Origin of the sequence: Streptomyces sp. NPDC088387 (assembly GCF_044753385.1) — a bacterium.
Classification (GTDB): Bacteria; Actinomycetota; Actinomycetes; order Streptomycetales; family Streptomycetaceae; genus Streptomyces.
The window spans coordinates 93,995-120,964 of the sequence record NZ_JBIVNC010000003.1 but is presented as its reverse complement, the minus strand read 5'-3'; the positions used below and the strand labels follow the sequence as shown (position 1 = coordinate 120,964).

The following is a 26,970-nucleotide window of genomic DNA, read 5'->3' as shown; positions in this document are numbered from 1 at the left end:
CTACTCGCCCGGGTGGGCGAGGGCGATGTCGTGGTCGTCGACACCGCGTCCGGTGACCGTCAGCGCGGTCGCCGCCGGCGGGTAGCCCGTGGCGATGACCGTGTACTCGCCGCCGTCCAGATCGGTGAAGGCGTACGCCCCGTCCGACCCGGTGGTGGCGGTGCCGACCACGTTGCCCGCCGCGTCGACGAGCGTGACGCGGGCGTCGGCGAGCGGTCCGGCGGGTGCGCGTACGACGCCCTGGACCCGGGCTCCGGAGTCGAGGTCGACCTCGATCCGGGTGACACCGGTGCCGCCGACCTCGACGGGCAGGGCACGCGGCCGGAACCCGGCGGCGTTGACCGCCACGGTCACCGTGCCGGGCACCAGCTCGGCGAGGGTGAACTCGCCCTGCTCGCCGGTGGTCTGGGTGGCGAGGAGATCACCGCGCACATCGGTGACGATGACCATCGCGTCCTTGACCGGCAGCGCGGTCGCCGCGGCCCGGACCACACCGGTGAGCCCGCTGGTGCCGCTGAGCAGGATGTCGTAGGCGAGCGGTCCGCCGTCGACGACGACCGTCGCGGCCTGCGGCTGGAAACCGTCGGCGGAGGCGATCAGGACGTACGAACCAGTACCGGGCGCGTCGAGCGCGTAGGAACCGTCGGCCTGCGCGACCGAGCGGCCGAGCTGACGGCCGGACAGCGAGATCAGCGTGACCGCGGCCTGCGGCACGGGCGCGCTCTCGGCGCCGCGCACGAATCCACGCACCGCGACACCTGCATCGCCACTGACACCGCCACCGGAACCGCCGGTCGCGGAGGCCACCGCGGCGAGCCGCTGCGTCCCGCCGGGACCCGCCTCCGGCACGGCACCGACAACGGCCGGCACCCGCTCCTCCTCCGGAACCCGGATCGCCTCCGCGGCGACGGGGGCACCCTCGGGAGCGGCCTCCTCGGCGGCCGCCTGGGCCAGCGCGCCCTGGGTCCGCAGCGGGACCTCCTTGATGAACAGCGCGCTCAGCAGCGCGAGCAGCGCGATCGGAGCCGCGTACAGGAAGACGTCCGCGATACCGCTGCCGTAGGAGCTCTCCATCAGGGTGCGGATCGGGGCGGGCAGGGCGTCCAGGTCCGGGAGCGAGGCGTTGGTGTCGCTCGCACCGGCCAGCGCGGCCTGCGACTGCGGGTCGAGGGAGGCCGCGCCCTCCTGGATGTAGTGCGTGATCCGGTGGGTGAGCACCGCGCCCAGCGCGGAGACACCGACGGCGCCACCGAGCGAGCGGAAGAAGGTGACGACCGAACTGGCGACACCCAGGTCGCTCGGGGCCACCTGGTTCTGCGTGGCGAGGACCAGGTTCTGCATCATCATGCCGACGCCGAGACCGAGCAGCGCCATGAAGACACCGACGTGCCAGTACGGGGTGTTGTACTCGATGGTGCCGAGCAGGCCGAGTCCGGCGGTGATCAGCACACCGCCGATCAGCAGCCACGCCTTCCAGCGCCCGGTCTTGGTGATGATCCGGCCGGAGACGGTGGAGGAGACGAACAGGCCCGCGATCAGCGGGATCGTCAGCACCCCGGACATCGTCGGCGACTTGTCCCGGGCCAGCTGGAAGTACTGGCTGAAGAAGATGGTGCCGGCGAACATCGCGATACCGACGAACAGCGACGCTATCGAGGCCAGCGTGATCGTGCGGTTGCGGAACAGCCGCAGCGGAATGATCGGCTCGCTGGCCTTCGACTCGATGAGCATGAACACGAGCAGCAGCGCGATCGTGCCACCGACCATCGCGTACGTCTGCCAGGACACCCAGTCGTACTTGTCACCGGCGAAGGTCACCCAGACCAGCAGCAGCGACACCGAGGCCGTGATGAAGAAGGCGCCGGACCAGTCGACCTTCACCTGCCGCTTGACGACGGGCAGGTGCAGGGTGCGCTGGAGCACGATCAGGGCGATGACGGCGAACGGGACGCCCACGTAGAAGCACCAGCGCCAGCCGAGCCAGTCGGTGTCGGTGATGACTCCGCCGATCAGCGGGCCGCCGACCATCGCGGTCGCGAACGTCGCGCCGAGGTAGCCGTTGTACCGGCCGCGCTCACGCGGGGAGATCATCGCCGCGAGGATGATCTGGGCCAGCGCGGACAGACCGCCCATGCCGATGCCCTGCACCGCGCGGAACGTGATCAGCATCGCCGGGTTCTGCGAGAGCCCGGCCGCGGCCGAACCCAGGACGAACACCCCCAGCGCCAGCTGGATCAGCAGCTTCTTGGAGATGAGGTCGGCGAGCTTGCCCCACAGCGGGGTGGACGCGGTCATCGCCAGCAGGGACGCGGTGACGACCCAGGTGTAGGCGCTCTGGCCGCCGCCGAGGTCCTTGATGATGTCGGGCAGCGCGTTGGAGACGATCGTGGACGACAGGATCGCCACGAACATGCCGAGCAGCAGCCCGGTCAGTGCCTCCATGATCTGCCGGTGCGACATCGGTTCCCCGTGTGAGCCACCCCCGTGCTTGGCGTGGGCCCGCACACCGGTCGGTGTGGTCGTTGCCATGGCTTTCCTTTTCTCTTACGTGTTCGCGGGTGTCCGGGTGGTGGGTTCGAGTGGGGGAGGGGCGGGCCCCGTCGCCCGTACCCCGACCGGCCGCGGTCCCGGCCGGTGGTCGCCGAAGCTCGCCCGCAACCGGGTCATCAGCCCGATCAGCTGCCCGACCTCGTCGTCGGTCCAGTCGCTCAGCCGCTCGGCCAGCAGTTCGCTGCTGCGCCGCGACAGCTCGTCGACCACGGCACGGCCGGCCGGCGTCAGCCGCAGGATGCGGGAGCGTTTGTCCGCGGGATCACAGCTGCGCTCGATCCAGCCGCGCTCGGCGAGATGTGTGACATGCCTGCTGGTGACCGACATGTCCACGGCCAGCAGCTCCGCGAGCTGCCCGATCCGCATGTCCCCGTGCCGGTCGAGCAGCGCCAGCACGGCGGCCGAGCCGGCCGGGCACGAGGCGGGCAGGATCCGCGCGAGATCCCGCTTCACCGCCCCGACGGCACTGAGCTGACGCGCGAGCTCCTCGTACTGCGCCTGCTCCGCCATCACATCGCCCCATTTTTCGTTGCTTCAGGCAACCGTAGATTCCATTGGTTGCTGAAGGCAAATAAAGTGGCCGTAAGCCCAGCAAAAACTTGGCAAACACAAGCATGTGCACCCGTAAAGCCGCAGCTGAGACCGGGGGCCAATGACAGCCCGTCCGGCGCTTGAGGACGAGGCCGTCCAGGCCGAACGGGGTCTGGGGCGGAGCCCCAGGAATCCGAACGCCGGCAGCAGGCAAGCCCCCGACAAGGAACCCCCGACTAGGCCGGCGCCCAGCGACTTCGCTAGGGTCCATGGCCATGGCCAACTCCCAGAACCCCCAGGGCAACCCGGACCCCGCCGGCAGCACCCAGATGTTCCGCGCGTTCGTCGACGAGCCCCCGCAGGGCGGCCGCCAGCAGCAGGCCTCCTCGGGCCCGCGCGTCGGCCTGATCCTCGGTGTCGTCGCGGTGCTCGTGGTCGTCGCCGCGGTCGCCTGGCTCGCGCTGAAGTAACGCGGCCGCGGTGGCCGATGCCCCGCTCCGCACCGGATCGCGGGCGCGCTAGTCCCACCGCACGTCGACGTCACGCGTCTCGACGCACACCGTCCAGGTCTGTTCGTTCCGCGCGCCGGCCGGGATCGGCGCGGGGAGTTCCTCGGTGGACTCGACGGTCGCCCAGTCGACGCCGAGCGCGCCGATGACGTGCGTCCCGAAGGTCACCGTGCCCGAACGCACCGCGCTCTGCCCGGTGTTGTGGAAGCCGAGGGTGACCTTCTCGCACCACCGCTGGTCCGCCGGCTCCCGCACGGGTTCCCCGACCAGGAGCCCGGCGGGCCCGGCAGCCGGCGGAACCCGACGGCTCACCACCCCCGGACGGCACGCGCGTGCCACCGCCCCCACCCTCCGGCTCGGAGGCGGACTCACCACCCGCACCCGCACTGGCCCCCGGCGGATCCAACGGCACGAACCGCACCCCGCCCGTCGGCACCCCCGTACCGGCGACCCGATCCGGGCCGCCCGCGGCAAGTGCCGCGCCCAGACAGACGACCGCCGCCGACGCGCCGATCAGGGCGCCCCGGCGGCCGGGTGTCGATATCGCTCGATGCGTCGCGCGAGACATCGGGCCATGCTGGCTGACGGTACGTCAGAAAGGAAGGGACGGTACGGACGGGGCCGTACGTCAGTCCGAGATCAGGCCTTCGCGCAGCTGGGCCAGGGTGCGGGTCAGCAGCCGGGAGACGTGCATCTGGGAGATGCCGACCTCCTCGCCGATCTGCGACTGGGTCATGTTGGCGAAGAAGCGCAGCATGATGATCCGCCGCTCACGGGGCGGCAGTTTGGCCAGCAGCGGCTTGAGGGACTCGCGGTACTCCACACCCTCCAGCGCGGTGTCCTCGTAGCCCAGCCGGTCCGCGAGCGAGCCCTCGCCGCCGTCGTCCTCGGGCGCCGGGGAGTCCAGCGAGGAGGCCGTGTAGGCGTTGCCGACCGCGAGGCCGTCGACGACGTCCTCCTCGGACACGCCCAGTACCGCGGCGAGTTCGGTCACCGTCGGGGAGCGGTCCAGCTTCTGGGACAGCTCGTCGCTGGCCTTGGTGAGGGCCAGGCGCAGCTCCTGGAGCCGGCGCGGCACCCGCACCGACCACGAGGTGTCGCGGAAGAAGCGCTTGATCTCACCGACGACCGTCGGCATCGCGAACGTGGGGAACTCCACGCCGCGTTCGCAGTCGAAGCGGTCGATCGCCTTGATCAGGCCGATGGTGCCGACCTGGACGATGTCCTCCATCGGCTCGTTGCGCGAGCGGAAGCGGGCCGCCGCGTACCGCACGAGCGGGAGGTTGAGCTCGATGAGCGTGTCCCGGACGTAGGCGCGCTCGGGGCTGTTCTCGTCCAGCGCGGCGAGCCGCAGGAACAGGGAGCGGGACAGGGTGCGGGTGTCGATGGCTTCCGATGCGGCCGGAAGGGCCGGAGTCGGCGCGGCCGCGACGGCCGGTGCCTCGTCGATGGGGCTGAGCGTGTCGAGCGCATCCGGCGTCGCCTCGCTCTTTGTGAGCGTGAGCACCTTCGAGCTGCCCTGGTCTGCGGACATGCCACCCCCTTTGGGTCGCGGGACGGTCGTGGCGGCGTCCTCGTCGAGGAGCAGCCTTCACCTGAATACCGGAGCCGGAGCCACGGCAAACGCGCTTCCGGCAGAATGTCACATGTCGGCAACACGCTGTAGTGACATGTCGACATGCGAGACGCGAATCGGCCCTGGAAAGAGGCGGTGTGACGGTTTTTCAGGGGGATTCGGCCGACGAAGCGGCTGGTGAGCGATTCGCTCGTGCCGGTTACTGATCGCTCGCGCTTTCGGTTGTGCGCCGGTTCGAATCGAGGTGCACTCCACTCCGCTTCGAGTGCACCCGCCGAGCCCGCCCGGGGTGGGCGGCCGTTCCGGTTCCGACACCCGCGCCGGGCCGGCGCGGGCCGCCGGCTATCGCGGGCGTACGGCCCGCGGGAAGCTCACGCCTCGATCCGGTTCGCGGTCCGCAACCGCTGGAAACTGCGCGCCAGCAGCCGCGAGACATGCATTTGCGATACGCCGAGTTCGGCACTGATCTGGGACTGCGTGAGGTTGCTGTAGTAGCGCAACAGCAGAATTCGCTGCTCGCGTTCCGGCAGTTGCACCAGCAGATGCCGGACGAGATCGCGGTGTTCCACACCGTCCAGTGCCGGGTCCTCGTAGCCGAGCCGGTCGAGCAGTCCGGGCAGTCCGTCACCCTCCTGCGCGGCCTCCAGCGAGGTGGCGTGGTACGACCGTCCGGCCTCGATGCAGGACAGCACCTCGTCCTCGGTGATGCGCAGCCGCTCGGCGATCTCGGAGGTCGTCGGGGTGCGGCCGAAGGCGGTGGTGAGGTCCTCGGTCGCGCTGTTGACCTGCACCCACAGCTCGTGCAGGCGGCGCGGAACGTGGACCGTGCGGACGTTGTCCCGGAAGTACCGCTTGATCTCGCCGATGACCGTCGGCATCGCGAAGGTCGGGAACTGCACCCCCCGCTCCGGGTCGAAGCGGTCGATGGCGTTGATCAGGCCGATGGTGCCGACCTGGACGACGTCCTCCATGGGCTCGTTGCGGGAGCGGAAGCGGGCGGCGGCGTAGCGGACGAGCGGGAGGTTCGCCTCGATCAGCGCCCCGCGCACCCGGTTGTGCTCCGCGGTGCCCGGCTGGAGGTCCTTGAGCTCACCGAAGAGCACCTGGGTCAGCGCCCGGGTGTCGGCGCCCCGGCTGCGCTGCGGTGTCGCCTGGAGGGGGGCCGTCTCCACGGCGGGGGCGGGAGCCGTCAGTGTGGCGGTCGCCGCACCCGCCCCGGTCGCCGTACCCACCGCCGTCCCTGTACCCGCCGCCGTCCCTGCTCCCGGCACTGTCCCTGCTCCCGGCGCTGTCACGGTCGCCGTCGCTGTCACTGCTGCGGTCGCTGTCACTGTGGCCGTCCCGGACTCCTGGGCTGTCGTCGCGGTCGTCGTCAGGGGCTCCTGGGGCGGTGCTTGAGGCGCAGTACTGGCCGGCACGGTCAACTCCACCTCGTAATCCATCAACTCATCCGTCAAAAGCGGTCATAGCATCACAAGACATGTGCACTGTGTGCAAGCACCGCATAACGCCGTGTTGAGGGCAAACGGGTCCCGTGGGACGTAGTGAAGCCCTCCGCCGTACCGGGCGGAGTCCTTGCTGACCGGGGGTTTCTCAGAACTCGTAGTCGGCGACCACCCATGTGGCGAACTCGCGCCACATCGCCACTCCCGCCTGGTGTGCCGGATGCTCCAAATAGCGCTTCAGGGCGTCCGTGTCCTCGACGGCAGAGTTGATCGCGAAGTCGTAGGCGATGGGCCGCTCGCTGATGTTCCAGCCGAGCTCCCAGAAGCGCAGGTCGTCGATCAGGCCGTCGAGCGACCGGAAGGCCTCGACGCCCTCCACGACCCTCGGGTCGGCGCGCTCGACGCCCTCGTTGAGCTTGAAGAGAACCAGGTGACGGATCATGACTTACCTCCGTTGACCACCCAGGTCATGAAGTCGCCGATGGCCTGGGCGGCGTCCGATATGCCCTCGAACACTATCTGGACGTAGTCGGTCGCCTTGCCCGGGTCGGTGATGATCAAGTACAGCGCGAAGACCACGAGTACATAGACGGCGACCTTCTTCGCATTCACCGCCAAAGCGGCCTCCCCTGTGACTGCCCTCGCGACTGCCCCGCCCGAGAGTCCGCTGCTTGCCGGCGGTGAGTGTAACTTCACGTCGTATTTGAGGACCAACAGCCCACCGGACAAAGCCCCTTGTCGCGCGGTGTCCGGACGGCAGGAAGGGCCCCGTCTGGCGACGGGGCCCTTCTCTCAGCGGTGACGGGGGGACACCGGGGCCGTCCCCCGTCCGGTTCCGTGTCCTCCCGCGCCGCGCGGACCGCCCGGTCCGCCTACCACCAGTCGGTGCACTGCACCGCCTGGCCGCGGCCTCCGCCGCAGGCACGGAACTTGTAGTTCGCGTCGTTGGACGTCACCTTCGCGGCGCTGGTGATCTGGAAGCCGTCACGGCTCGCGACGAAGGGCCCGCACTGGACGAGGACGCTGTGGCCGCCGTCGACCGACCAGTCCATCCACACGTCGTCCCCCACACGCGGGGCCGCGAGCGCGGCGAACCCGTGGATGTCGCCGTTGATCCGGGCGGCGCGCAGGCTGATGCGCCCGGTGAGGCCCTGCGGGTCGTTCGAACGCAGCAGCTTGTCCTGCGGACCGGCCTGGACGCCGGCCAGGCTGTCGGAGATGTCGCGGAAGCCGTTGGTGCTGCGCTCGCAGTCGGAACGGGCGGCCGTCGCCGTGCCCGACGTGGCGACGGTGACCCCTCCCGCCAGCACAACGCCGGCGGCGGCGATACAGGCGGCTCTGGCAATGGCACGTCTGGTCATGACGGTGCGTTTCCCCTCGGAAGACGGACAGCGGGCAAGGCGCGGGCTGTGGGCACAGCGCGGGCTGTGGGCACCGCACACCGAACCCCGGCGGCGCCGCCGCAAGACAACCATCTGGAACGGAAGGGTTCTTCTGGAGATTGCCGGGTTGCGCCACCGCGACGGGTGCGCGTGCCGGCCGCCCGGGGCGGAAACCGCACCGGGCATGCGCGAAGGGCCCGGCTCATTGAGCCGGGCCCTTCGTCTGCCGCGGTAGCGGAGGGATTTGAACCCTCGGTGACTTGCGCCACACTCGCTTTCGAGGCGAGCTCCTTCGGCCGCTCGGACACGCTACCGAGAGAGACCTTACAGCAAGGTGGGGCGTGGTTTGAAATCGGTATTGAGGGCTCCCGGGAGGCAGTTCCGGGGGCTCAGCGGTCGCGGAAGAAGTCGGTGAGGACGCGGGCGCACTCCTCCGCGAGCACGCTCTCGATCACCTCGGGCCGGTGGTTGAGCCGGCGGTCGCGTACGACGTCCCAGAGGGAGCCGGCCGCGCCGCCCTTGTCGTCGCGAGCGCCGTAGACGACCCGGTCCACGCGGGACAGCACCAGCGCGCCCGCGCACATCGTGCAGGGTTCCAGGGTGACGACGAGCGTGCAGCCGGTGAGCCGCCACTCCCCGAGTACGGCGGCCGCCCTGCGCAGCGCCAGTACCTCCGCGTGGGCCGTGGGATCGCCGGTGGCCTCGCGTTCGTTGTGCCCGGCCGCCAGGACGGTCGTACCGTCCGGGGCCAGTACGACGGCGCCGACGGGCACGTCACCGCCGTCGGCGGCCCGCCCGGCCTCGTCCAGGGCGAGCCGCATCGCGGCCCGCCACCGGTCGCGTACCGGGTCAGGGGCTGGGTCGGAGGGGGTCGGGGTCAGCGCACGGTCTCCAGCACCTCCGAGGCGCCGAGGGACTCGGCGATCTCGGTCAGCGCGTCCTCGGTCAGGGACAGCAGTTCCTTCACGCTGACGCCCAGGTCGTCCAGGATGGCGGTGTCGCCGACCGGGCCGTGCGGCACGGAGTCGGCGGAGCCGCCGCCCTCCGTTGCGCCTTCCCCGTCGCCGTCGTCGTCATCTTCGTCGGGCTCACCGTCCTCGGTACCGTCGAGGTCGAGGGAGTCCAGGTCGGCGGTGTCGTCGCCGCCGGGCTCCCGGCCGAGCAGTTCGTCGGTGAGCAGGATCTCGCCGTAGCTGCTGCGGGCAGCCGCGGCGGCGTCGGAGACGTAGATACGCGGGTCCTCCTCGCCGTCGAGACGGACGACGCCGAACCAGGCGTCCTCCTGCTCGATCAGCACGAGCACCGTGTCCTCGTCGGGAGTGGCCTCCCGGGCCAGGTCGGCCAGATCCGACAGGGTTTCCACATCATCGAGCTCTGTATCGCTCGCTTCCCACCCGTCTTCGGTGCGCGCGAGCAGTGCGGCGAAGTACACCGTGACTCTCCCACTGGTCATAGGCGTGCCGGTTGGGGGTCCCCCCGGCGGAGGCTTCGGGCGGGGGGAGGGAGCGGTGCTCCGAGCCCCACCCACTCGGAATCGTGGCAGAAACAAGGCGCCCAGGGGACGTCTTCGGCTCCCTGTGTCCGGCTCTTTTGATCGCACGTGCGTAAAGAGTCACCAGCGCACTTGTCGCCGCCACCAGCGGATCGTACGCGGCTTTTCCCCACGGCTTCGCACGACCACCCGGTCAACGCCCGTGCGGGGCGCGGATCTTCCCTACCAGCGGAATGTTCGCATGCGCATGGCGCGCCTCAGCCGTGCGGTCTTCGCGCGGCGGGGCTGCACCCGGTCGCGCAGCGCGCGGGCCTCCGCCAGCTCCCGCAGGAACTGGGCGCGCCGTCGGCGGCGCTCGGCCTCCGACTCCTCGCGGTCACGGTCGTGCTCGTGGCCGTTCTCGCGGTCGTTCTCGCGGTCGTACCGGCGGTCGTTCTCGCGCCGGCCGGCCGGAGTGCCCCTTCGTCGGGGCAGGCCGCCGTCCGGCAGGTCGGGCAGGTCTGGCAGGTCACGCATGGGTTCACCACCCCGGGTCCGTCCCTCCCACTTTCCCCCGGACGGCCCGTTTGATGCCAGCGCGCACGGGGAGGCGGCACGGTTACTGTTGTGGACATGCGTCTCCACGTCGTCGACCACCCCCTGGTCGCCCACAAGCTCACCACCCTGCGCGACCGGCGCACCGACTCCCCGACCTTCCGTCGGCTCGCCGACGAGCTGGTCACCCTGCTCGCCTACGAGGCCACGCGGGACGTGCGGACCGAACAGGTCGACATCGTCACGCCGGTCTCCCCGACCACCGGCGTGAAGCTCTCCCACCCGCGTCCGCTGGTGGTGCCGATCCTGCGGGCCGGGCTCGGCATGCTGGACGGCATGGTGCGGTTGCTGCCGACCGCCGAGGTGGGGTTCCTGGGCATGATCCGCGACGAGGAGACGCTCCAGGCGTCCACGTACGCGACGCGGATGCCGGAGGATCTGTCCGGGCGGCAGGTGTACGTGCTGGATCCGATGCTCGCCACGGGGGGCACGCTGGTCGCGGCGATCCAGGAGCTCATCAAGCGGGGGGCCGACGATGTCACCGCGGTGGTGTTGCTGGCTGCGCCGGAGGGGGTGGAGGTCATGGAGCGCGAGCTCGCGGGGACGCCGGTCACTGTCGTGACGGCGTCGGTGGACGAGCGGCTCAACGAACACGGGTACATCGTGCCGGGGCTGGGGGACGCGGGCGACCGCATGTACGGCACGGTGGACTGACCCGGACCTGGTCTCGTCTCCGCCCGCGGCCCGGTGGTGCCTGTTCGCGCAGTTCCCCGCGCCCCTGGAAAAGCGTCGTTCGGCCGCGGGCCGGTGGTGGCTTGTCGCGCAGTTCCTCGCGCCCCTGGGAAAGCGTCGTTCGGCCGCGGGCCGGTGGGGGCTTGTCGCGCAGTTCCCCGCGCCCCTGAAGGGGTAGTCGTTCGGGCGCGGGTCCGGTGGGGGTTGGTCGCGCAGTTTCCTGCGCCCCTCGGAGCCTTGGGGCTCGTGTCTGGTGGAAGCGTGTCGCCGGGCGGTGCCCGCTCACGCGGCGCAGCCGCGGCGCGCCGGTATCCGCGTAGCCGCGGGCAGTCGTGCCGCTGGGGCGGCACGGGTGGGCGCGGCGGCACCACGGCGGCGCCGGGTTGCGTGAACGCCCCCTGCCCGCACCCCCACGCCGGGGCCGTGTCAGCAGTGGCGGTTGGTTCCGGTTGGGGTCGGCTTCGGGGACGTCAAGGTCGTGAGGGCCTTGTCGGCGGTGGCGCGGGGGGAGAGGGACTTGAACGCGTTCCCGATGATCAGGTCGATCTCGGCACCCTTGCGGGCCGCGTCCGTACGCCGCTCCGCGCCCCCCAACTGCGTACCCAGCACCGGCAACGACGTCTTCAAGGAGGCCGAAGGCCCGAGAAGTATCCCGGTGCCCTTCACCTTCTTGTCGTACTCCTTCGCCGCGTTCCCCACATCCCCGATCTTGAAGCCACGTTTCGCCAGCTCGTCCGCCGTCCGCTTGGCAAGCCCGGCCTTCGTCGTGGCGTTGAGGACGTTCACCGTGATCTTCCCGGGCACGGGCACGGGCACCGCACCGGCCACGGCGGAGCCACTCGCGCTGGGCGACGGACTCACCCCGCGCCCGCAGTCCGACTTCAGCCCCGCGGCCGACGCCTCGTCGCCGCCGGTGAAGACGTCGATGAGCTGCAACGTGCCCCAGCCGACCATGCCGATCGCGGCGGTCGAGGCCACCACGGCGAGCACGATCCTGCCGCGCCGCCGGGGACGGCGCATTCGTGGGTATTTGTCCCCCGTGATCCGGTACTGGCCGCCCATGCCAGGGGGAGTCAGCATGCTCATGAGCGCAGCGTAGTGCGCTTGGGCGACGATGCCTACTAGATGATCATTCGACGCCGCCCAGTCCAACCCGAAAGGGCCAACAGGTTTCCCACGGGTGCCCGCAAAGGGCGGAGAACGGGGAGCGGTGGGCGGCGAGCGACGCGGGCGTCAGTCGAGTTCGAGGACGCGCGCGTGCAGCACCTGCCGCTGCTGGAGCGCGGCGCGGACCGCGCGGTGCAGTCCGTCCTCCAGATACAGATCGCCCTGCCACTTCACGACATGCGCGAAGAGGTCGCCGTAGAAGGTCGAGTCCTCGGCGAGCAGCGTCTCCAGGTCGAGTTGCTGCTTGGTGGTCACGAGCTGATCGAGGCGGACCGGGCGCGGCGCGACGTCCGCCCACTGCCGGGTGCTTTCCCGGCCGTGGTCGGGGTACGGCCGGCCGTTTCCGATGCGCTTGAAGATCACACGGAAAGCCTACCGGTCAAGAGCTTCGCGGCGCAGCCATGGAGAGGGAGTGCGACACCGGAAAAGATGCCGTAAATCGTGGCAAACCGGAAGACTGGACTGTGCAGGTCCGACACGAAGGTCCGACACAGGGGTCCGACATGAGCGACAGCAAGGCTTCATCCGCGGCCACCGGATCGTCCACCGAACCGGCAGGCACGGCCCCCGGTACCACCCCCGCCCTCCCCCAGGAAGCTCTGCCCCAGGAAGCCCTCCCCCAGAAAGCCCTGGAGATCGCCTCCGGGTACGCCTTCACCGGGCCCGCCCTCGATCTGGGCGCCCTGCTCTGGGACGGGGTGTGTCTGCCCGACGCGCAGATCCGGATCCCGTTGCCGATGCTGAACCGCCACGGGCTCGTCGCGGGCGCCACCGGCACCGGCAAGACCAAGACGCTCCAGCTGATCGCCGAGCAGCTCTCCGCGCAGGGCGTGCCGGTGTTCCTCGCCGACATCAAGGGCGACGTCTCCGGTATCTCGGCGCCCGGCGCCGACAACGACAAGGTCCGCGCCCGCGCCGCCGACGTGCACCAGGAGTGGACGGCGACCGGGTTCCCGGCCGAGTTCTACGCGCTCGGCGGCATCGGTCACGGCATCCCCGTACGCGCCACCGTCACCAGCTTCGGGCCGGTCCTGCTCTCCAAGGTGCTCCGGCTGAACCAGACCCAGGAGCAGTCGCTCGGCCTGATCTTCCACTACGCCGACCAGAAGGGCCTCGAACTCCTCGACCTCAAGGACCTCAGGTCGGTCGTCGCCTTCCTCACCTCCGACGAGGGCAAGGCCGAGCTGAAGAACATCGGCGGTCTGTCCACCGCCACGGCCGGGGTGATCCTGCGCTCGCTCACCGCGTTCGAGGGCCAGGGCATGGGCGACTTCTTCGGTGAACCGGAGTTCGACACGGCCGAGTTCCTGCGCACGGCGAGCGACGGACGCGGCACGGTGTCGGTCCTCGAACTCCCCGCCGTACAGGACAGACCGCAGCTGTTCTCGACGTTCCTGATGTGGCTGCTCGCCGATCTCTTCCACGATCTGCCCGAGGTCGGGGACGCGGAGAAGCCGAAGCTCGTCTTCTTCTTCGACGAGGCGCATCTGCTCTTCAACGACGCGTCCCGGGCGTTCCTCGACTCGATCACACAGACCGTGCGGCTCATTCGCTCGAAAGGGGTCGGTGTGTTCTTCGTGACGCAGACCCCGAAGGACGTGCCCGCGGACGTCCTCGCCCAGCTCGGCAACCGCGTCCAGCACGCGCTGCGCGCCTTCACCCCGGACGACCAGAAGGCGCTCAAGGCGACCGTGAAGACCTTCCCGAACTCGGCGTACGACCTGGAGGAGCTGCTCACCGGCCTCGGCACCGGGGAGGCGGTGGTGACCGTACTGAGCGAGAAGGGCGCGCCCACCCCGGTCGCCGCGACCCGGCTGCGCGCCCCCGAGTCCCTGATGGCGCCGGTCGACGCGGCGGCCCTCGACCGGGCGGTGGCCGCCTCGCCGCTGCACGCGCGCTACGCGCAGGCCGTCGACCGCGAGTCGGCGTACGAGAAGCTGGAGCGGCGGGCCGCACCGGAGCCGGCACTGGAGCCGGCACCGGAGCCGGCACCGGAGCCCGCCGCGGAGCCGAAGCGGACGCGGAGTGAGAAGCCGCAGGGAAACGTCGTCGAACAGGTCGTCGGCAGTGGCATGTTCAAGTCCCTGGCCCGGTCGATCGGTACGCAGATCGGGCGGGAGATCACCCGCTCGGTCTTCGGCACGGCCCGCCGCCGGCGCTGAGCGGGACGGTCGGGATGCCGGACGCCCACGGGGGGCGTCCGGCGCTCCGGTCAGCCCTGCCTGCGCTCCCTGAGAGGAGCGGCGGCGCGTGACTGCTTCGGTTCCTTCGGGTCCGGCTTCGGCGCGTTGCGGACGGCCTCCGCGCGCAGCAGGGCGCGCAGCACGGCGTACGGGTCTGTGGGCATGTTGGTGTTCCTCGCTCGGTGGTGGGGTCGGGTGCCGTTGCGGGGCGGGGCCCGTCAGCAGCGCAGGACCACCGAGCGGAGGCAGCGTGGGGTGTACGGGGGCCGGGGCGGCGCGGGGTGCGTGGAGTGGGCCGGGCGTGCGGGGCCGTTGGCCGGGGGTGGTGCGGGGCGCCGGGGAGCGGCCGGGCGGCGGGCGGCGCGGGCGGTGGGGCGTACGACGGTGTCCAGTACGTCGCACTCGGCGACCTGGCCGCTGTTCTCGCCGGCGGCCAGGGCGACGGGGAGGGCGTGCGTTCCCGTGTGTGCGCCCGGGACCAGCAGGGCGAGCAGCAGGACCGCGATCCGCAGCCAACCGTGCCGTGCGGGAGTGCGCCGGGCGGGGTTCACGGGGGTGATGTCCCCGTGCGGGGGGCCGGGTTCCGCGCGCGGGGTGGGAGATCCGCCCGCTCGGCGTAGGGAGGGGGCGTCTTCGCGCGGGTGGCCGTCCCCCTCACCGGCGTTCACAGCGTGTGCGGGACCTGCCGGGCGCGGTCCCGCATACGGGCGGCGGTGATGATCTCGGTGACGCCCACCGCGAGCAGCCAGATGCCGCCGACCAGGGTCAGGACGGCGACCGACTCGAACGGGGAGTCGATCAGCACGATGCCGCCGAGGAACGTGACGACGCCGAGGAAGATCTGCCAGCCGCGGGCCGGCATCGTGCTGTCGTGCACGGCGGCCAGCGTCTGGGTGATGCCGCGGATCAGCCAGCCGATGCCGATCCACAGGGCGAGCAGCAGGATCGACTGCATCGGGCCGCGGAAGCAGAACAGGCCCAGCAGGATCGACAGCGCGCCGCTGATGAACGCGAGCACCCGCAGCGAGGTGGTCCGGTGCGTCCCGAACGCGGCGACCAGCTGGAAGACGCCGCTGATCAGGAGGTAGAGGCCGAAGAGGACACCGGCGGCGAACAGGGAGGCGCCGGGCCAGACCAGCACCAGCACACCGAGGACCACGGAGGCGATACCGGTCACCAGGACGACCTGCCAGGCGGCCCGGGAGAGGCTGTGCAGCGGGCCCTCGAAGGGCGGTTCGGGCCGGTCGTCGTACGCGTCGGTCATGATCCATGCTTGGACCGGGGGCGGCGGGGGCGCCACCGGGGGCGGGCCAAGCGGTGGACCCGGCGGTGGCCTAGGACTGCTTGGCGGACTTGGCCGCCTTCGCCGCGGCCTTCATCTCCTGCTTGTGCGCGCGGACCTTCGCCAGCGACTCCGGGCCCGTGATGTCGGCGACCGAGCGGTAGGACTTCACCTCGCCGTACGGTCCCGCCGCCTCGCGCCAGCCCTTCGGCTGTACGCCGAGCTGCTTGCCGAGCAGGGCCAGGAAGATCTGGGCCTTCTGCTTGCCGAAGCCGGGGAGTTCCTCCAGGCGCCCGAGAAGTTCGGCGCCGGTTTCGGCGTCGCGCCAGACGGCCTCGGCGTCACCGTCGTAGTGCTCGACGAGGTACTGGCAGAGCTGGTGGATGCGCTTGGCCATCGAGCCGGGGTAGCGGTGTACCGCGGGCTTCTCGGAGAGGACCGCCGCGAAGGTGTCCGGGTCCTGGGCGGCGATGTCGTGCGCGTCCAGGTCGTCCGCGCCGAGCCGGTCCGCGATGGTCCGGGGTCCCTTGAACGCCCACTCCATCGGCACCTGCTGATCGAGCAGCATGCCGGTCAGGGCGGCGAGAGCGGACCGCCCGAGCAAGGCGTCGGCGGCGGGATCCTGAGCGATGTGAAGTGTGACGTCCATGTGCCCATGATTCCGCGAGTACGGGGGCTGCGCTCGACGCGGGCAGGCGTGCCGCAGGGCGGCACCCGCGAATGCCGGGCTGCACGCCCTCCAGCCCCGACGCCGGGTGCGGGCCGGTGGGGGCTGGTCGCGCAGTTCCCCGCGCCCCTTGAAGCCGTGAGGCTCACGTACCTCGAAGAGGGACCGTCACGACAGCCGTCACCCCCCCCCGGGGCGCGGGGAACTGCGCGAACGACCACGACGGCGCCGCACCGTCACAAGAACCGTCACCCCCCAGGGGCGCGGGGAACTGCGCGACGAGCCACGACGTTGCCGCACCGTCACGACAGCCGTCACCCCTCCAGGGGCGCGGGGAACTGCGCGAACGGCCACGACGGCGCCGCACCCGACAACACCACCCGGCGCGACGGGGTGCCGCCGGTGCGTACTGCATGGTCAGCGCCAGTAGCCCAAGGCGTGTAGGCGTTGTTTGGGGACTCCCAGGTCCTTACGGACGTAGGACGCCAGCGTGCGGGTCGTGGCCGTGTCGCAGGCGATCCAGACATAGGGGTCCGGGGTCGCCCCAAGGAGCGTGGGGAGATCGGCGCGGACCCGGTCCACAAGGTCCGTGTCCCGGCGCGGCACCTCCCGGATCTCGTGCCGCCCGGAGTCGGCACGGCACGGCAGCCCGTCCACACTCCCCTCGAACCACACCGTCGCCGGCGCGGAACCCAGCTCGTCGAGAAGGGAGTTGAGCGCGGGCAGCGAAGCCGGGTCACCGATCGCGAAGACGTGCGAGGGTTCGGGCTGGGGCCGCTGGAAGCCCGTACCCATCACCGTCGCCTCGATGGTGTCCCCGGGCTTCGCCGCCCGCGCCCAGTCACTGGCGCACCCCTCGTGGAGTGCGAACTCGAAGGAGAACGTGCCGGCGTCGGGGTCCGGGTCGACCAGCGTGTACGCGCGCTGGTGGGGCTTGCCCCCGTTGTCGAACCACACCCGCACCCACATGGTCGGGTGCACACCGTGCGCCGCGAGCAGGCCGCCGTCGGTGAAGTGCACCCGCCGGTAGTCGGGACCGGCGTCCTCGCCTCCCGTCACGGTGAGGACGAAGTCCTTCGCGCCCATCAGCTTCAGGACCGTGCCCTGCCAGCCGTGACCCTGCCCCATGGTGCCCCTTCACCCTTCACGTACCATTCCGCCACATCTGCTTACTTAGGCAAGCCTAACCTAAAGTCCGGAAGGAAAACAGGGTGAGTTCCGAGCTCTACCGCGATGCCCACGGCATCCCGCACCTGCGCGCCGACGGGGTTCGCGCACTCGCCCACGCCCAGGGCCGCGCCACCGCCCTCGACCGCGCCTGGCAGCTGGAGATCGAACGGCACCGCCTGGAGGGCACCTCCGCCGCCTTCCTCGGCACCCCCGCCCTGCCCTGGGACGTCCTCGCCCGCCGCGCCCGGCTCGCCGACACCGCCCGCCGCTGCTTCGACCAACTCGCCGCGAACGACCCGGAGACCGCCGACTTCGTACGGGCCTACGTCGACGGCGTCAACGCCTCGCTCACCGAAGGCGCCCTGCGCGCACCGGAGTTCGCCGCGGCCGGCGTCACCGCGGGCCGCTGGCAGCCCTGGACGCCGCTCGGCGTCTGGCTGGCCACGCACATCCTCTTCGCGGGCTTCCCGGCGAAACTCTGGCGCGAGGAGGCGATCCGGCACCTGGGCCCGGAGTCGGTCGGCCTGTTCGCCACCGACGGACCCGGCACCTCCGGCAGCAACGGCTGGCTCGTCTCCGGCGACCGCACCGCCACCGGACACGCGGTCATCGCCGGCGACCCCCACCGCTTCATCGAGGACCCCGGCGTCTACCAGCAAATACGCCTGGCCTGCCCGGAGTTCGACGTCCTCGGCCTCGCCGTGCCCGGCATCCCCGGCATCGCCCACTTCGGCCACACCGGCACGGTCGCCTGGGCCATCACCAACGCCATGGCCGACTACCAGGACCTGTACCGCGAGCGGCTGCGGCGCACCGGCGCCGGCGTGGAGGCCCTCGGCCCCGACGGGACCTGGCGACGGGCCCGTCTGCACACCGAGTTCATCGAGGTCGCCGGTGAGGAGCGGGTGCCCGTCGAGGTGATCGAGACGGAGCGGGGGCCGGTGATCGCCGGGGGCCCCGAGGGCCTTGAGGGCGGGGCCCTGCCGGACGGCGGCGAGGACGCCGTACCGGTCGCGCTCAGTCTGCGCCACCCGCCCCGCGTCACCTCCGACCTCGGCTTCGGTGCCCTGCTCCCCCTGCTGCGCGCCCGTACGGTCGCCGACGTCGACCGGGCCTTCGACCGCTGGGTGGAGCCGGTCAACGTGGTGCAGGCCGCCGACACCGGGGGCGGCACCCTGCACCGGGTCGCGGGCCGGGTGCCGGTGCGGGCCGAGGCCAACCGGCTGCGCCTGGTGCCCGCCTGGGAGCCCGGCCACGAGTGGACCGGCTGGCACGAGATGCCCCGTACCCCACTCGTGGACGGTGTCGCGGTGATGGCCAACCAGCGTGGCCTCGCCACCCCGTTCGGTGTCGAGTTCGCCCCGCCCCACCGCGCCGACCGTATCGCCGCCCTGCTCGCCGGGAAGGACCACTGGTCGGCCGCCGACATGCCCACCGTCCACATGGACACCCGGCTGACGTCCGCGGGCCCCCTCCTGGACCGCCTCGCCGCCCTGCCCGCCGGCGCCCTCACACCCGGGGCCGTGGCCCTGCGCGAGCGGCTGCTGCGCTGGGACCGCCGGATGGAGGCCGCCGACCGCGACGCCGCCGCCTTCGCCGCCCTGCGCTCGCTGGTCGTCCGCCGGCTCGCCGCGCACCCGGCGTTCGCCGCCCTCACCGAACCGCCCGCCTACCCCGAGGCCCTCCAGCCCTGGCTGGCCCTCGTCCCGCGCGTCGGCTTCGCCCTCGAACACCTGCTGAACGCCGAGGAGTTGTACGGCGTCGACCGTGACGCGATTGTGCGCGCGGCACTGGAGGAGGCCGCCGGGCTGCCCGACCGCACCTGGGGCGAGACCCACCGCCTCGCACCCTGGCGGGCGCTGCCCGCGCGAGGGGGATCCGCCGACGAACCGGGGCTGTCCGGCGACCACGACTGTGTGCTGTGCGTGTCCTCCGTACCCGGGATCACCGACCGGGCCGCCCGTGGCCCGGCCGCCCGTTACGTGTGGGACCTGGCCCGGCGCGAGGACAGCCTGTGGGTGGTGCCCCTCGGCGCGTCCGGCGTCCCCGGCACACCCCATCACCGCGACCAACTCCCCCTGTGGCTCGGGGGAGAACTGGCTCCCGTCGTCACCGACTGGCACAAGCTCACCAAGGAGACCGATGTCTGAGAGACCGCTGTCCGGGCCGGCAGAGGGGCCCGTGGCAGAGAGGCCCGTCACCGATGGGCCCGTCACCGAGAGGCCCGTGGCCGACAGACCCGTGGCCGACAGGCCTGTCGCCGAGAGCCCGGTCACCGAGAGCCCGGTCACCGATGGGCCGTCGCTGCCCGCGGACCCGTACGCCCACCGCCCCGCCGTCCACGAGCAGACCGTCGGCGGGTTCGGGACCGTACGGGTGCTGCCGCTCGACGCCGACGCGGACGCCGGGGTGGTGCACGGCTGGGTGAGCGAGGAGCGGGCCGTGTTCTGGGGCATGACCGGCCTGGACCGCGAGCGGGTCGCCGGGATCTACGCGCACATGGACGGCCTGGACACCCACCACGCCTTCCTCGCCGTCAAGGACGGCACCCCGGTCGCCCTGCTCCAGACCTACGAGCCGGACGCCGACCGCGTCGGTGACTGCTACGAGGTGGAGCCCGGCGACATCGGCGTCCATCTGCTGCTCGCGCCCGCCGGCCCGGACGGCGAGCGTCCCGGCTGGTCGGCCGCGCTGGCGTCGGTGCTGGTGACGTACGTCCTGGTGACCCTCGACCGGCCGCGTATCGTGGCCGACCCGGACGTGGACAACGGCAAGGCGATCGCCCGTTTCCTGCGCCAGGGTTTCACCCCGGGGCCGGTCGTGGTGCTGCCGGAGATCGATCTGCCGGACGTGTACCTGCCGGAGAAGCGGGCGCAGCTGGCGTTCCTCCGGCGGGAGACGGCGTTCTCCCGGGTCCCGCGACACCGGCGGCCCGCAGGGTGAGCAGCGGGACGCCGCCGTCCGTACGTATTCCGGAAGGGCATCCGAAGACGGAGAGACGACGTGGTGTGCGATGGCGGACACGGCGACCGGGGCCGACCCGGAACACCCGGCGGCTACGGCGGCCGTGACAGCGAACGCCCCGGCGACCGCCGAGGGCGGTGGCTTCGCGGGCTGGTGCTGCTGGGCACCCTGCTGGTCGTGTTCCTCGCCGGCACGGGACCGGCGTCCGCGCACGCCGCTCTCCGCGGCACCGATCCCGGCGACGGAAGCGTCGTCGCCACCGCCCCGCGCGATCTCACCCTGACCTTCACCGAGTCCGTCGGCCTGCTCGACGGCTCGGTGCGTGTCTACGACCCCGGCAACCACCGGGTCCGGCTCGGCACCGTCGCGCACGTGCCCGGCAGCTCCGACGAGATCCGGGTCCCCCTGCCGGCGTCCGGCCTGGACAAGGGCACCTACACGGTGGCCTGGCGGGTGGTGTCGTCCGACAGCCATCCCGTCTCCGGCGCGTTCACGTTCTCCATCGGCGCCCCCTCGCCGACCTCGGCCGTGGTCGACACCGGGCCGCCCGAGAACCCGGCCACCAACGCCCTCCAGCAGACCGCCCGCTATCTCGCCTACCTCGCCGGTGCCGTGCTCATCGGCGCCGCCGTCTTCGCGGCCGTCTGCCGGCCGGCGGACACTTCCGCGCTGCGCCCGCTGCTGCGCACCGCCTGGTGGACCCTGCTGGCCACGACCCTCGCCCTGCTGCTGCTCCGCGCCCCCTACGAGGCGGGCACCGGCCCTGCGGACGCCTTCGACCCCGACGGCCTCACCCGCACCCTGTCCGGCCGCCCCGGCATCCTGCTCCTGGTCCGCCTCGCCCTGCTGGCCCTGACGGCCCTGCTTCTCGTACGGCTGTCCAGGCGCCCCTCGCCGGCCCTGCTCGGCGCGGGAGGCGCCGTCGCGGTCGGGCTCGCCGTGACCTGGGCCGCCGCCGAGCACGCCTCGGCCGGGATCCAGGTGCCGGTGGCGATCGCCTCGTCGACGCTGCATCTGCTGGCCACGGCGGTCTGGCTGGGCGGGCTCACGGCCCTGCTCGTCACGCTGTACCGGACCGACAGCCTGTCGGTGGCCGCGGTCGGCCGTTTCTCGCGGGTCGCGTTCGCCTCGGTGACCGTGCTGGTCGTGACCGGGCTCTACCAGTCCTGGCGCGGCCTCGGCTCCCTGGAGGCGCTGACCGGCACCGAGTACGGGCGGCTGCTGCTGATCAAGCTGGTGGTGGTGGGCGCGCTGCTCGCGACCGCGGGCTTCTCCCGGCGGTTCACCATCGGGTGGGCGACGGCCGGGGCGCGGGTGGAGAGCCCGGTGGAGGAGCGGGTTCCGGCGGCGATCGGGGCCGGGAGCGGGGCCGGTGGCGGAGACGGTGGCAGGAGCGGTACGTCGGAGGTGGAGCCGGAGCGGGCGGACACCGGGTCCGGACTGCCGGACGGCGAGCCGTCGGACGCCGGGCCGGAGCGGCCGGACGTGGCGTCCACGCCGGCGCGGACCCCGGTGGGCGGCGGTGACGACGGGCTGCACCGCCGGGCGCTGAAGCGGTCCGTGTTCGCCGAGGTGGGGATCGGGCTCGCCGTACTCATCGTCACCACCGTGCTGACGGCCACCCTGCCCGGCCGGGCGGCGGACGAGGCGGCCGCCGCGTCGACGGTCGGCCAGCCCCGTACCGTCACCGAGACGGTGGCCTTCGACGCCGGGGGCGGTGCGTACGGCAAGGTGCAGATCACGCTGGATCCGGCCCGGGTGGGCGACAACTCCGTGCAGGCGGTGGTCTTCGGACCGGACAACGGCGTCTCGATCGTGCCGGAGCTGCGGCTGTCCTTCAGCCTGCCGAGCAAGGAACTCGGCCCGATCGACGCCGAACTGACCGACCGCGGCGGCTACTGGGCCACCGACTCGCTCAACCTGCCCATCGAGGGCTCCTGGACCATGAAGATGACGATCCGGGTGTCCGAGGTGGACCAGGTGAGCGAGGTACGGACGATCCGGGTCGAGCGCTGACGCCCGGCGGACGGCGGCTCGGCGGCTCGGCGGCTCTCAGCGGCCGAGCGCGGCCACCCCGGCCCGCGCGAACTTCTCGTCCAGGTCGCCCGACGGGGCGCCCGCGACACCGATGCCCGCGACCGGGGCGCCCTTCACGGCGACCGGGGCGCCGCCGCCGAGGAACAGCGTGCCGGGGATGTCCTTCAGGTTCGGCGTCTGCTCCAGGCGCCCCGCCAGCTCGGACGTGGGGGCGTTCCAGGAGACGGCGGTGAACGCCTTGCGCTCGGCGGACTCGTAGGACTGCGGGCCCGCGCCGTCGCCGCGCAGGGTGACCAGAGTGTTGCCGTTGCGGTCGACCACGGCCACGCTGGGCTGACGCCGGACGCCGGGCCCGTCACACGTTCCGGCCGTGCTCCTGTACGGCGATCCGGGCCAGCTTGGTCAGCATCATGCCGTTGCGGACGGCGACGACGTAGTCGACGGGGAGCCCGTGCATCCGGGTGCCGGGGCCGCGCAGCGCGTGCCAGTCCAGGGTGAACAGCGTGTGTTCGCCCCAGGGCAGCAGCCGCATCGCGATCCGGGCGGCGCCGAACGGCTCGGCCTTCGCCTCCAGCTCCAGCCGCCGTCCCGGTTCACAGATCCGCACCACACAGGTGTCGTCGAGGGTGAGCGGCCCGGCGCCGACCCGCACCCGCAGCCGGGCGCCCACGTCCGGCCAGCCCGGATCCACGGCGAGCACCTCGCGGGTCCCGGTCACCCACTCCCCGTACCGCCGGCCCTCGGACAGCAGCGCCCACACCTCGTCCGGCGAACTCAGGATCAGCCGACGCGTCCGGGCCACACCGATCACGTCCTTCCGCGGCAGCAGGCAGCGTGTCGTCCCAGTGTGGCCGGGCCGGGACCGGCCCGCACGACGGAGGGTCCGCCCCTACGGCCGTACCGCCGGCCGCAGCGTGGAACGGTCGTACGCCCGCAGCTTGTCCGGCGCGATGACCCAGTACAGCGCCTCGATCCCGGACGGTCCGGCGTCGATGGTGACCAGGGCGACGGTGACGCCGTCCTGGGCGAGCCGCAGGCTGGGCAGGCCGTTGGCCTCGACCACGCTGTACTCGGCGTCCGGGAAGAAGTGGTGGGCGAAGGCCGTGACCCGGGCCGCGCGCTCGGCGCCCGCGATCTCCAGCCGCGCCACGCCCCGCATGCCGTTGCCGTCCGCGTAGGCGACGGCGTCGGCCGCCAGCACGTCCTCCAGGGCGGCCACGTCCCCGCCCCGCGCGGCGGCGACGAAAGCGTTGAGCAGCCGCCGGTGCTGGTCCATGTCGACGGGTGCGCGGCGCTCGGTGGACAGCCGCTTGCGGGACCGGCTGATGATCTGCCGGCAGTTGGCCTGCGTCAGGTCCAGCATGCTCGCGATCTCGTCGTACGAGTAGTCGAACGCCTCCCGCAGCACGTAGGCCGCCCGCTCCACGGGGTTCAGCTTCTCCAGGACGAGCAGCACGGCCAGTTCCATGGCCTCGCCGCGCTCGGCGCCGATCTGCGGGTCCACACTGGTGTCCACCGGCTCGGGCAGCCACTGCCCGACGTAGGCCTCGCGGCGGACGCGCGCCGACTGCGCCACGTTGATGGCCAGCCGGGTCGTGATCCGCGCGAGGAACGCCGCCGGGTCCCGGACCGCGGCCCGGTCGGTGCCCTGCCAGCGCGGCCATACGTCCTGCACGACGTCCTCGGCCTCGGACACGCTGCCCAGGATCCGGTAGGCGATGCCGAACAGCCGTGGACGCACCCGCTGGAACGCGTCCGCCGCCTCCTCCAGCGAGTCCTCCGCGAGCGGCTGCTGCTGGTCCATGATGCCGATGCCTTTCGCGGGACGACCGTCGGGGAGCCCCCGCTCCCCCTCCGATCCTACGGCGACCCGTACGCCCCCTCTCGGCCTACTCCGCGGCCGCCGCCTCCCGTACGGTCTGCGCGCTGCGGGCCGGGTCGTAGCCGTCCGGGACGCCCTCGACCAGGATGATGTCGCCCGCGATGTGGCGGGCGCGCAGCGGGGCGATCTCCTGGTAGGCGGGCGAGTCCCACCAGGCCCGCGCCTCGGCGGTCCCGGGGAACCCGATCACCACGACGGCCCCGGGCCATGTCCCCTCCTTCACCTCGTGCTGCGCGAAGTGCACGAGGAAGCGGCCGCCGTACGGCGCGAAGGTGCCGGGTATCCGCTCGATGTACTCGGCGACGTCCGGGTGCGGGGCGGCGTCCTGAAGATGGGCGATGACATAGGCGGGCATACGGTCCTCCTGGTCGGCGTGCGGGCTTCTCCGTACTGGCGTGATCGTCGCAGTGCGGGGCCCCCGGGGTCGATGACGTCGTGGGTAATGGACGGCGCCGGCGGAACCGGTGCGGAGCCGGCGGGGGAGTGATCACTCAGGCGGGATGAGTATCCGTGCTCAGGTCCGGGGCATCGCCCCGCTGACAGCATCGACGCAGCGGCGCAGCCAAGGGCGCCGGCTCCGCACCGGCTCACAGTTATGGAGACCTCCTCATGTCCCGACGTATCGCTCTCTCCGCGGCCGCCGCTGTTGTCGTCCTCGGCGGGGCCGGAGCGTTCGCCCTCGCCTACGCCGGTGACGAGCAGGCGCCCGCGCTGGACGGGAGCACCGCCCGCTACACCGCGCCGCAGGGCGACCGGGACGGTTCCTTCACCTTCACCACCGACGTCACGGCGTCCTCCGGCGTCAAGAGCGTGAAGGTGCTGGCCTGGCCGGCCGACTCGTCCCTCGCCGAACAGGAGCCGACGGCCAAGGAGATGGCGGACGTCGAGGCCGCCACCTGCGAGTCCACGGGCGACGACACCACGAAGTGCACCTACAGGACCCCGGTCCCGGCCGCCGAGGCGACCCCGAAGGGCGACTGGTACGTCGCGACCCTGACCACGGCCAAGGACGGCACCACGACCCTGAACACAAAGACGACGACCTTCACCGTCAAGTAGCCCGCCGGGGCGGGGATCCGCCGACGGCCACGCCCAAGTAGCAGTCCTCGGCGGAGGGGACGGGCGGCTTTCGCGGTCGTGCAGCGGTTCGGGGCCGACGAGTTGGTGGCGTGCGCGGTCGGGCAGTGGTTTGGGGCGGGGGTGCTGGCGGCTTTCGCGGTCGTGCAGCCGTTCGAAGCGGGGGAGTTGGTCGCAATCGCGGTCGGGCAGCGGTTCGGCGCGGACGAGTTGGTGGCGTGCGCGGTCGGGCAGCCGTCGGGAGCGAGGGGAACCGGCGGGCTGGTCGTCAGGTCGCCGCCGGAGAACGTGCCGGCTTCGTCTCCGGTGCCGTCCGGCGGGCGATCCACGCGGCCGGTGCCACCGCCAGGCAGGCCACGGCCACCGTGCCCATGGCGAGGGGGAGTCCGGCGACCCCGGCCGTCCAGCCGATCAGCGGCGGACCGGCGAGCATGCCGGCGTAGGCGACGGTGGTGACGAAGGCGATCTCCCGTTCCCCGCCGCCTCTGCCCACTTCCGCACCCTCGCCTCCGCGCCCATCTTCCCGCCCGCCTCTGTCTCCGTCTCCGTCTCCGTCCCTGTCCCGCGCCTCACCCGCGCGGCCCGCCAGGCCGATCAGGACCGGGAAGGCGCATGCCAGGCCGGCGCCGGCTAGGCCGAGCCCGGCGATCGCCACGGACGCGGCCGGCGCGGTCGCCGTGAGGAGCAGTCCGGCCGCGGCCAGCAGCGCTCCGCCGCCCACCAACAGATGGGCCCCCAGGAGCCGTTCGAGGCGTTCGCCCCCGAGGCGGGTCGCCGCGACGACCGCCGTGAACAGCGCGTAGCCGCCGACGCCCACCACGTCGGCGGTCTCGTGCTGCTGTACGAGGAAGATGCCCGACCACTCCGAACAGGCGCCCTCGGCGACCGCGACGAGCACCGCCCCGGCCGCGACGGCCCACAACCGCCGGTCACCGGCAACCGCACGCCGCCGGTCACCGGCCACCGCACCCCGCCGGTCACCGGCAACCGCATGCCGCCGGTCACCGGCAACCGCACGCCGCCGATCACCGGCAACGGCACCCCGGCCGTCACCGACCCCCACGCTCCGGTCGTCACCGGACACCGCACTTCGTCGGGGGTGGCGGTCCTCGCGGGCCGGTGGGCGTTCGTCGGGCAGCCACCTGGTCACGACCGTGAGTGTCAGCAGGCCGGCGCCCGCGACCGCGGCGAGCTGGGTCGTCGTACCCGCACCGGCGGCCGCGCCCAGCGCGGCACCCCCCGCGCCGACCAGTCCGCCGATGCTGAAGTGGGCGTGGAACAGCGGCATCAGGGGCCGGTCGAGAGCGCGGACGACGGCGACTCCGGCGACGTTCGCGGCGACGTCGACCATGCCCATGAGGCCGCCGAGCACGGCCAGGGTGAGACCGAGCCGGAGGGCGGAGCCGGCCGTGCCGACCAGGGCGAGCACCACGAACCCCAGGCCGAGACAGACCGCCGTCACCGCCCGTGGCCCGAACCGCGCACAGGCCCGGCCCGCCGGGACGGCCGTGAGGACCATCGCCGCCGCGGGCCCCAGCAGCACAAGCCCGAGCACGGCGTTCCCGGCGTGTGCCTGCCGGGCCAGCGCCGGCACCTGCGCCGCCCACGATCCGTAGACGGCGCCGTCGAGCAGAAACACCGCGCACACGGCGACGCGGGCCAGCAGCATGTCCGTCCTCCGACGTGTCGAGGCATCAGATCCGCGTACCCGGGAACCGGATCCGCGTGCCGGGAAGCCGACCGTAAGGGGTGGGGCGTGCCTCTCCTTCCCGTTCGCACGCCGCAAAGCC

General features: G+C 72.2%; 29 protein-coding genes, 1 tRNA gene and 1 pseudogene. 7 read left to right on the top strand and 24 right to left on the bottom strand.

Going from position 1 to position 26,970, the window contains the following annotated elements; all coding sequences use genetic code 11:
• Together ACIQAC_RS08720 and ACIQAC_RS08715 are read right to left on the bottom strand one after the other, a co-directional pair.
• Positions 1–2,529, bottom strand: coding sequence for an MFS transporter (locus tag ACIQAC_RS08720; protein WP_402188384.1), 2,529 nt, complete (start codon positions 2,527–2,529; stop codon positions 1–3).
• A 15-nt stretch (positions 2,530–2,544) separates the two neighbouring features.
• Entirely contained in the window at positions 2,545–3,060 is a 516-nt protein-coding gene (locus tag ACIQAC_RS08715; protein WP_402188383.1) for a MarR family winged helix-turn-helix transcriptional regulator, read from the bottom strand.
• Positions 3,061–3,356: 296 nt separating this feature from the next.
• Between ACIQAC_RS08715 and ACIQAC_RS08710 the strand changes: the two genes are divergently transcribed.
• The gene (locus ACIQAC_RS08710; protein ID WP_402188381.1) at positions 3,357–3,551 is read left to right on the top strand and encodes a hypothetical protein; all 195 of its coding nucleotides are present in this window, start codon (positions 3,357–3,359) and stop codon (positions 3,549–3,551) included.
• A 48-nt stretch (positions 3,552–3,599) separates the two neighbouring features.
• Here ACIQAC_RS08710 and ACIQAC_RS08705 read toward each other — a convergent pair whose 3' ends face one another.
• The 10 genes from ACIQAC_RS08705 to ACIQAC_RS08660 form a co-directional block, all read right to left on the bottom strand.
• Entirely contained in the window at positions 3,600–3,845 is a 246-nt protein-coding gene (locus ACIQAC_RS08705) for a hypothetical protein (protein ID WP_402188379.1), read from the bottom strand.
• A 373-nt stretch (positions 3,846–4,218) separates the two neighbouring features.
• Complete coding sequence (locus ACIQAC_RS08700; RefSeq protein WP_402188377.1) at positions 4,219–5,124, bottom strand: RNA polymerase sigma factor SigF; 906 nt, start codon at positions 5,122–5,124, stop codon at positions 4,219–4,221.
• A gap of 413 nt (positions 5,125–5,537) precedes the next feature.
• Positions 5,538–6,359 carry an RNA polymerase sigma factor SigF gene (locus tag ACIQAC_RS08695; protein WP_402189263.1) on the bottom strand — a complete coding sequence of 274 codons (822 nt, stop codon included), beginning with the start codon at positions 6,357–6,359 and terminating at the stop codon, positions 5,538–5,540.
• 400 nt (positions 6,360–6,759) lie between these two features.
• Positions 6,760–7,053 carry a Dabb family protein gene (locus tag ACIQAC_RS08690; protein WP_402188375.1) on the bottom strand — a complete coding sequence of 98 codons (294 nt, stop codon included), beginning with the start codon at positions 7,051–7,053 and terminating at the stop codon, positions 6,760–6,762.
• Positions 7,050–7,229: a hypothetical protein gene (locus tag ACIQAC_RS08685; RefSeq protein ID WP_402188373.1), complete on the bottom strand. Its 180-nt coding sequence runs from the start codon at positions 7,227–7,229 to the stop codon at positions 7,050–7,052. Before ACIQAC_RS08685 ends, ACIQAC_RS08690 begins: the two co-directional genes overlap by 4 nt.
• 254 nt (positions 7,230–7,483) lie before the next feature.
• Positions 7,484–7,972 carry a hypothetical protein gene (locus ACIQAC_RS08680; RefSeq protein ID WP_402188371.1) on the bottom strand — a complete coding sequence of 163 codons (489 nt, stop codon included), beginning with the start codon at positions 7,970–7,972 and terminating at the stop codon, positions 7,484–7,486.
• A gap of 250 nt (positions 7,973–8,222) precedes the next feature.
• Positions 8,223–8,307 (bottom strand) — tRNA-Ser (locus ACIQAC_RS08675).
• A gap of 75 nt (positions 8,308–8,382) precedes the next feature.
• The gene (gene tadA / locus ACIQAC_RS08670) at positions 8,383–8,814 is read right to left on the bottom strand and encodes a tRNA adenosine(34) deaminase TadA (protein ID WP_402188369.1); all 432 of its coding nucleotides are present in this window, start codon (positions 8,812–8,814) and stop codon (positions 8,383–8,385) included.
• A gap of 56 nt (positions 8,815–8,870) precedes the next feature.
• Positions 8,871–9,425: a hypothetical protein gene (locus tag ACIQAC_RS08665; RefSeq protein ID WP_402189261.1), complete on the bottom strand. Its 555-nt coding sequence runs from the start codon at positions 9,423–9,425 to the stop codon at positions 8,871–8,873.
• 282 nt (positions 9,426–9,707) lie between these two features.
• Entirely contained in the window at positions 9,708–10,001 is a 294-nt protein-coding gene (locus ACIQAC_RS08660; RefSeq protein WP_402188367.1) for a hypothetical protein, read from the bottom strand.
• A 96-nt stretch (positions 10,002–10,097) separates the two neighbouring features.
• Here ACIQAC_RS08660 and upp point away from each other — a divergent pair, with 96 nt between their 5' ends.
• Positions 10,098–10,733 carry a uracil phosphoribosyltransferase gene (gene upp / locus ACIQAC_RS08655; RefSeq protein WP_402188366.1) on the top strand — a complete coding sequence of 212 codons (636 nt, stop codon included), beginning with the start codon at positions 10,098–10,100 and terminating at the stop codon, positions 10,731–10,733.
• Between the two features lie 444 nt (positions 10,734–11,177).
• On the opposite strand, the gene ACIQAC_RS08650 is transcribed toward upp, so the two are convergent.
• Complete coding sequence (locus ACIQAC_RS08650) at positions 11,178–11,837, bottom strand: LytR C-terminal domain-containing protein (protein ID WP_402188364.1); 660 nt, start codon at positions 11,835–11,837, stop codon at positions 11,178–11,180.
• Between the two features lie 147 nt (positions 11,838–11,984).
• Positions 11,985–12,281, bottom strand: a complete 297-nt coding sequence (locus ACIQAC_RS08645; RefSeq protein WP_004943146.1) for a type II toxin-antitoxin system VapB family antitoxin — start codon at positions 12,279–12,281, stop codon at positions 11,985–11,987.
• Between the two features lie 140 nt (positions 12,282–12,421).
• Here ACIQAC_RS08645 and ACIQAC_RS08640 point away from each other — a divergent pair, with 140 nt between their 5' ends.
• Positions 12,422–14,080, top strand: coding sequence for a helicase HerA-like domain-containing protein (locus ACIQAC_RS08640; RefSeq protein ID WP_402188362.1), 1,659 nt, complete (start codon positions 12,422–12,424; stop codon positions 14,078–14,080).
• A gap of 50 nt (positions 14,081–14,130) precedes the next feature.
• On the opposite strand, the gene ACIQAC_RS08635 is transcribed toward ACIQAC_RS08640, so the two are convergent.
• From ACIQAC_RS08635 to ACIQAC_RS08615, 5 genes are all read right to left on the bottom strand, one after another.
• The gene (locus ACIQAC_RS08635) at positions 14,131–14,265 is read right to left on the bottom strand and encodes a hypothetical protein (RefSeq protein ID WP_402188361.1); all 135 of its coding nucleotides are present in this window, start codon (positions 14,263–14,265) and stop codon (positions 14,131–14,133) included.
• 54 nt (positions 14,266–14,319) lie between these two features.
• Positions 14,320–14,652 carry a hypothetical protein gene (locus ACIQAC_RS08630; RefSeq protein WP_402188359.1) on the bottom strand — a complete coding sequence of 111 codons (333 nt, stop codon included), beginning with the start codon at positions 14,650–14,652 and terminating at the stop codon, positions 14,320–14,322.
• Between the two features lie 113 nt (positions 14,653–14,765).
• Complete coding sequence (locus tag ACIQAC_RS08625) at positions 14,766–15,365, bottom strand: HdeD family acid-resistance protein (protein WP_402188357.1); 600 nt, start codon at positions 15,363–15,365, stop codon at positions 14,766–14,768.
• Between the two features lie 70 nt (positions 15,366–15,435).
• Entirely contained in the window at positions 15,436–16,032 is a 597-nt protein-coding gene (locus ACIQAC_RS08620; protein WP_402188356.1) for an HhH-GPD-type base excision DNA repair protein, read from the bottom strand.
• A 435-nt stretch (positions 16,033–16,467) separates the two neighbouring features.
• Positions 16,468–17,178, bottom strand: a complete 711-nt coding sequence (locus ACIQAC_RS08615) for a siderophore-interacting protein (protein ID WP_402188354.1) — start codon at positions 17,176–17,178, stop codon at positions 16,468–16,470.
• An 83-nt stretch (positions 17,179–17,261) separates the two neighbouring features.
• On the opposite strand from ACIQAC_RS08615, the gene ACIQAC_RS08610 reads away from it, so the two are divergent.
• From ACIQAC_RS08610 to ACIQAC_RS08600, 3 genes are all read left to right on the top strand, one after another.
• Positions 17,262–19,370, top strand: a complete 2,109-nt coding sequence (locus tag ACIQAC_RS08610; RefSeq protein WP_402188352.1) for a penicillin acylase family protein — start codon at positions 17,262–17,264, stop codon at positions 19,368–19,370.
• 154 nt (positions 19,371–19,524) lie between these two features.
• Complete coding sequence (locus tag ACIQAC_RS08605; RefSeq protein WP_402189259.1) at positions 19,525–20,163, top strand: GNAT family N-acetyltransferase; 639 nt, start codon at positions 19,525–19,527, stop codon at positions 20,161–20,163.
• 174 nt (positions 20,164–20,337) lie between these two features.
• Positions 20,338–22,200, top strand: coding sequence for a copper resistance CopC/CopD family protein (locus tag ACIQAC_RS08600; RefSeq protein WP_402189257.1), 1,863 nt, complete (start codon positions 20,338–20,340; stop codon positions 22,198–22,200).
• A 36-nt stretch (positions 22,201–22,236) separates the two neighbouring features.
• Here ACIQAC_RS08600 and ACIQAC_RS08595 read toward each other — a convergent pair.
• The 4 genes and pseudogenes from ACIQAC_RS08595 to ACIQAC_RS08580 all read right to left on the bottom strand — a co-directional run.
• Positions 22,237–22,551: pseudogene (locus ACIQAC_RS08595) on the bottom strand (heme-binding protein); the annotation flags it as partial.
• Positions 22,552–22,576: 25 nt separating this feature from the next.
• A complete protein-coding gene (locus ACIQAC_RS08590) occupies positions 22,577–23,023 on the bottom strand; it encodes an SRPBCC family protein (protein WP_402188350.1) in 447 nt (148 codons plus the stop codon).
• A gap of 87 nt (positions 23,024–23,110) precedes the next feature.
• Positions 23,111–24,025, bottom strand: a complete 915-nt coding sequence (locus ACIQAC_RS08585) for a sigma-70 family RNA polymerase sigma factor (protein WP_402188348.1) — start codon at positions 24,023–24,025, stop codon at positions 23,111–23,113.
• Positions 24,026–24,110: 85 nt separating this feature from the next.
• Entirely contained in the window at positions 24,111–24,458 is a 348-nt protein-coding gene (locus ACIQAC_RS08580) for a DUF1330 domain-containing protein (RefSeq protein ID WP_402188346.1), read from the bottom strand.
• A gap of 254 nt (positions 24,459–24,712) precedes the next feature.
• Between ACIQAC_RS08580 and ACIQAC_RS08575 the strand changes: the two genes are divergently transcribed.
• The gene (locus ACIQAC_RS08575) at positions 24,713–25,162 is read left to right on the top strand and encodes a DUF5707 domain-containing protein (protein WP_402188344.1); all 450 of its coding nucleotides are present in this window, start codon (positions 24,713–24,715) and stop codon (positions 25,160–25,162) included.
• Positions 25,163–25,448: 286 nt separating this feature from the next.
• Here ACIQAC_RS08575 and ACIQAC_RS08570 read toward each other — a convergent pair whose 3' ends face one another.
• Positions 25,449–26,849 (bottom strand): MFS transporter, encoded by a 1,401-nt coding sequence (locus tag ACIQAC_RS08570; protein WP_402188342.1) that lies wholly within the window; start codon positions 26,847–26,849, stop codon positions 25,449–25,451.
• Positions 26,850–26,970 lie beyond the last annotated feature (121 nt).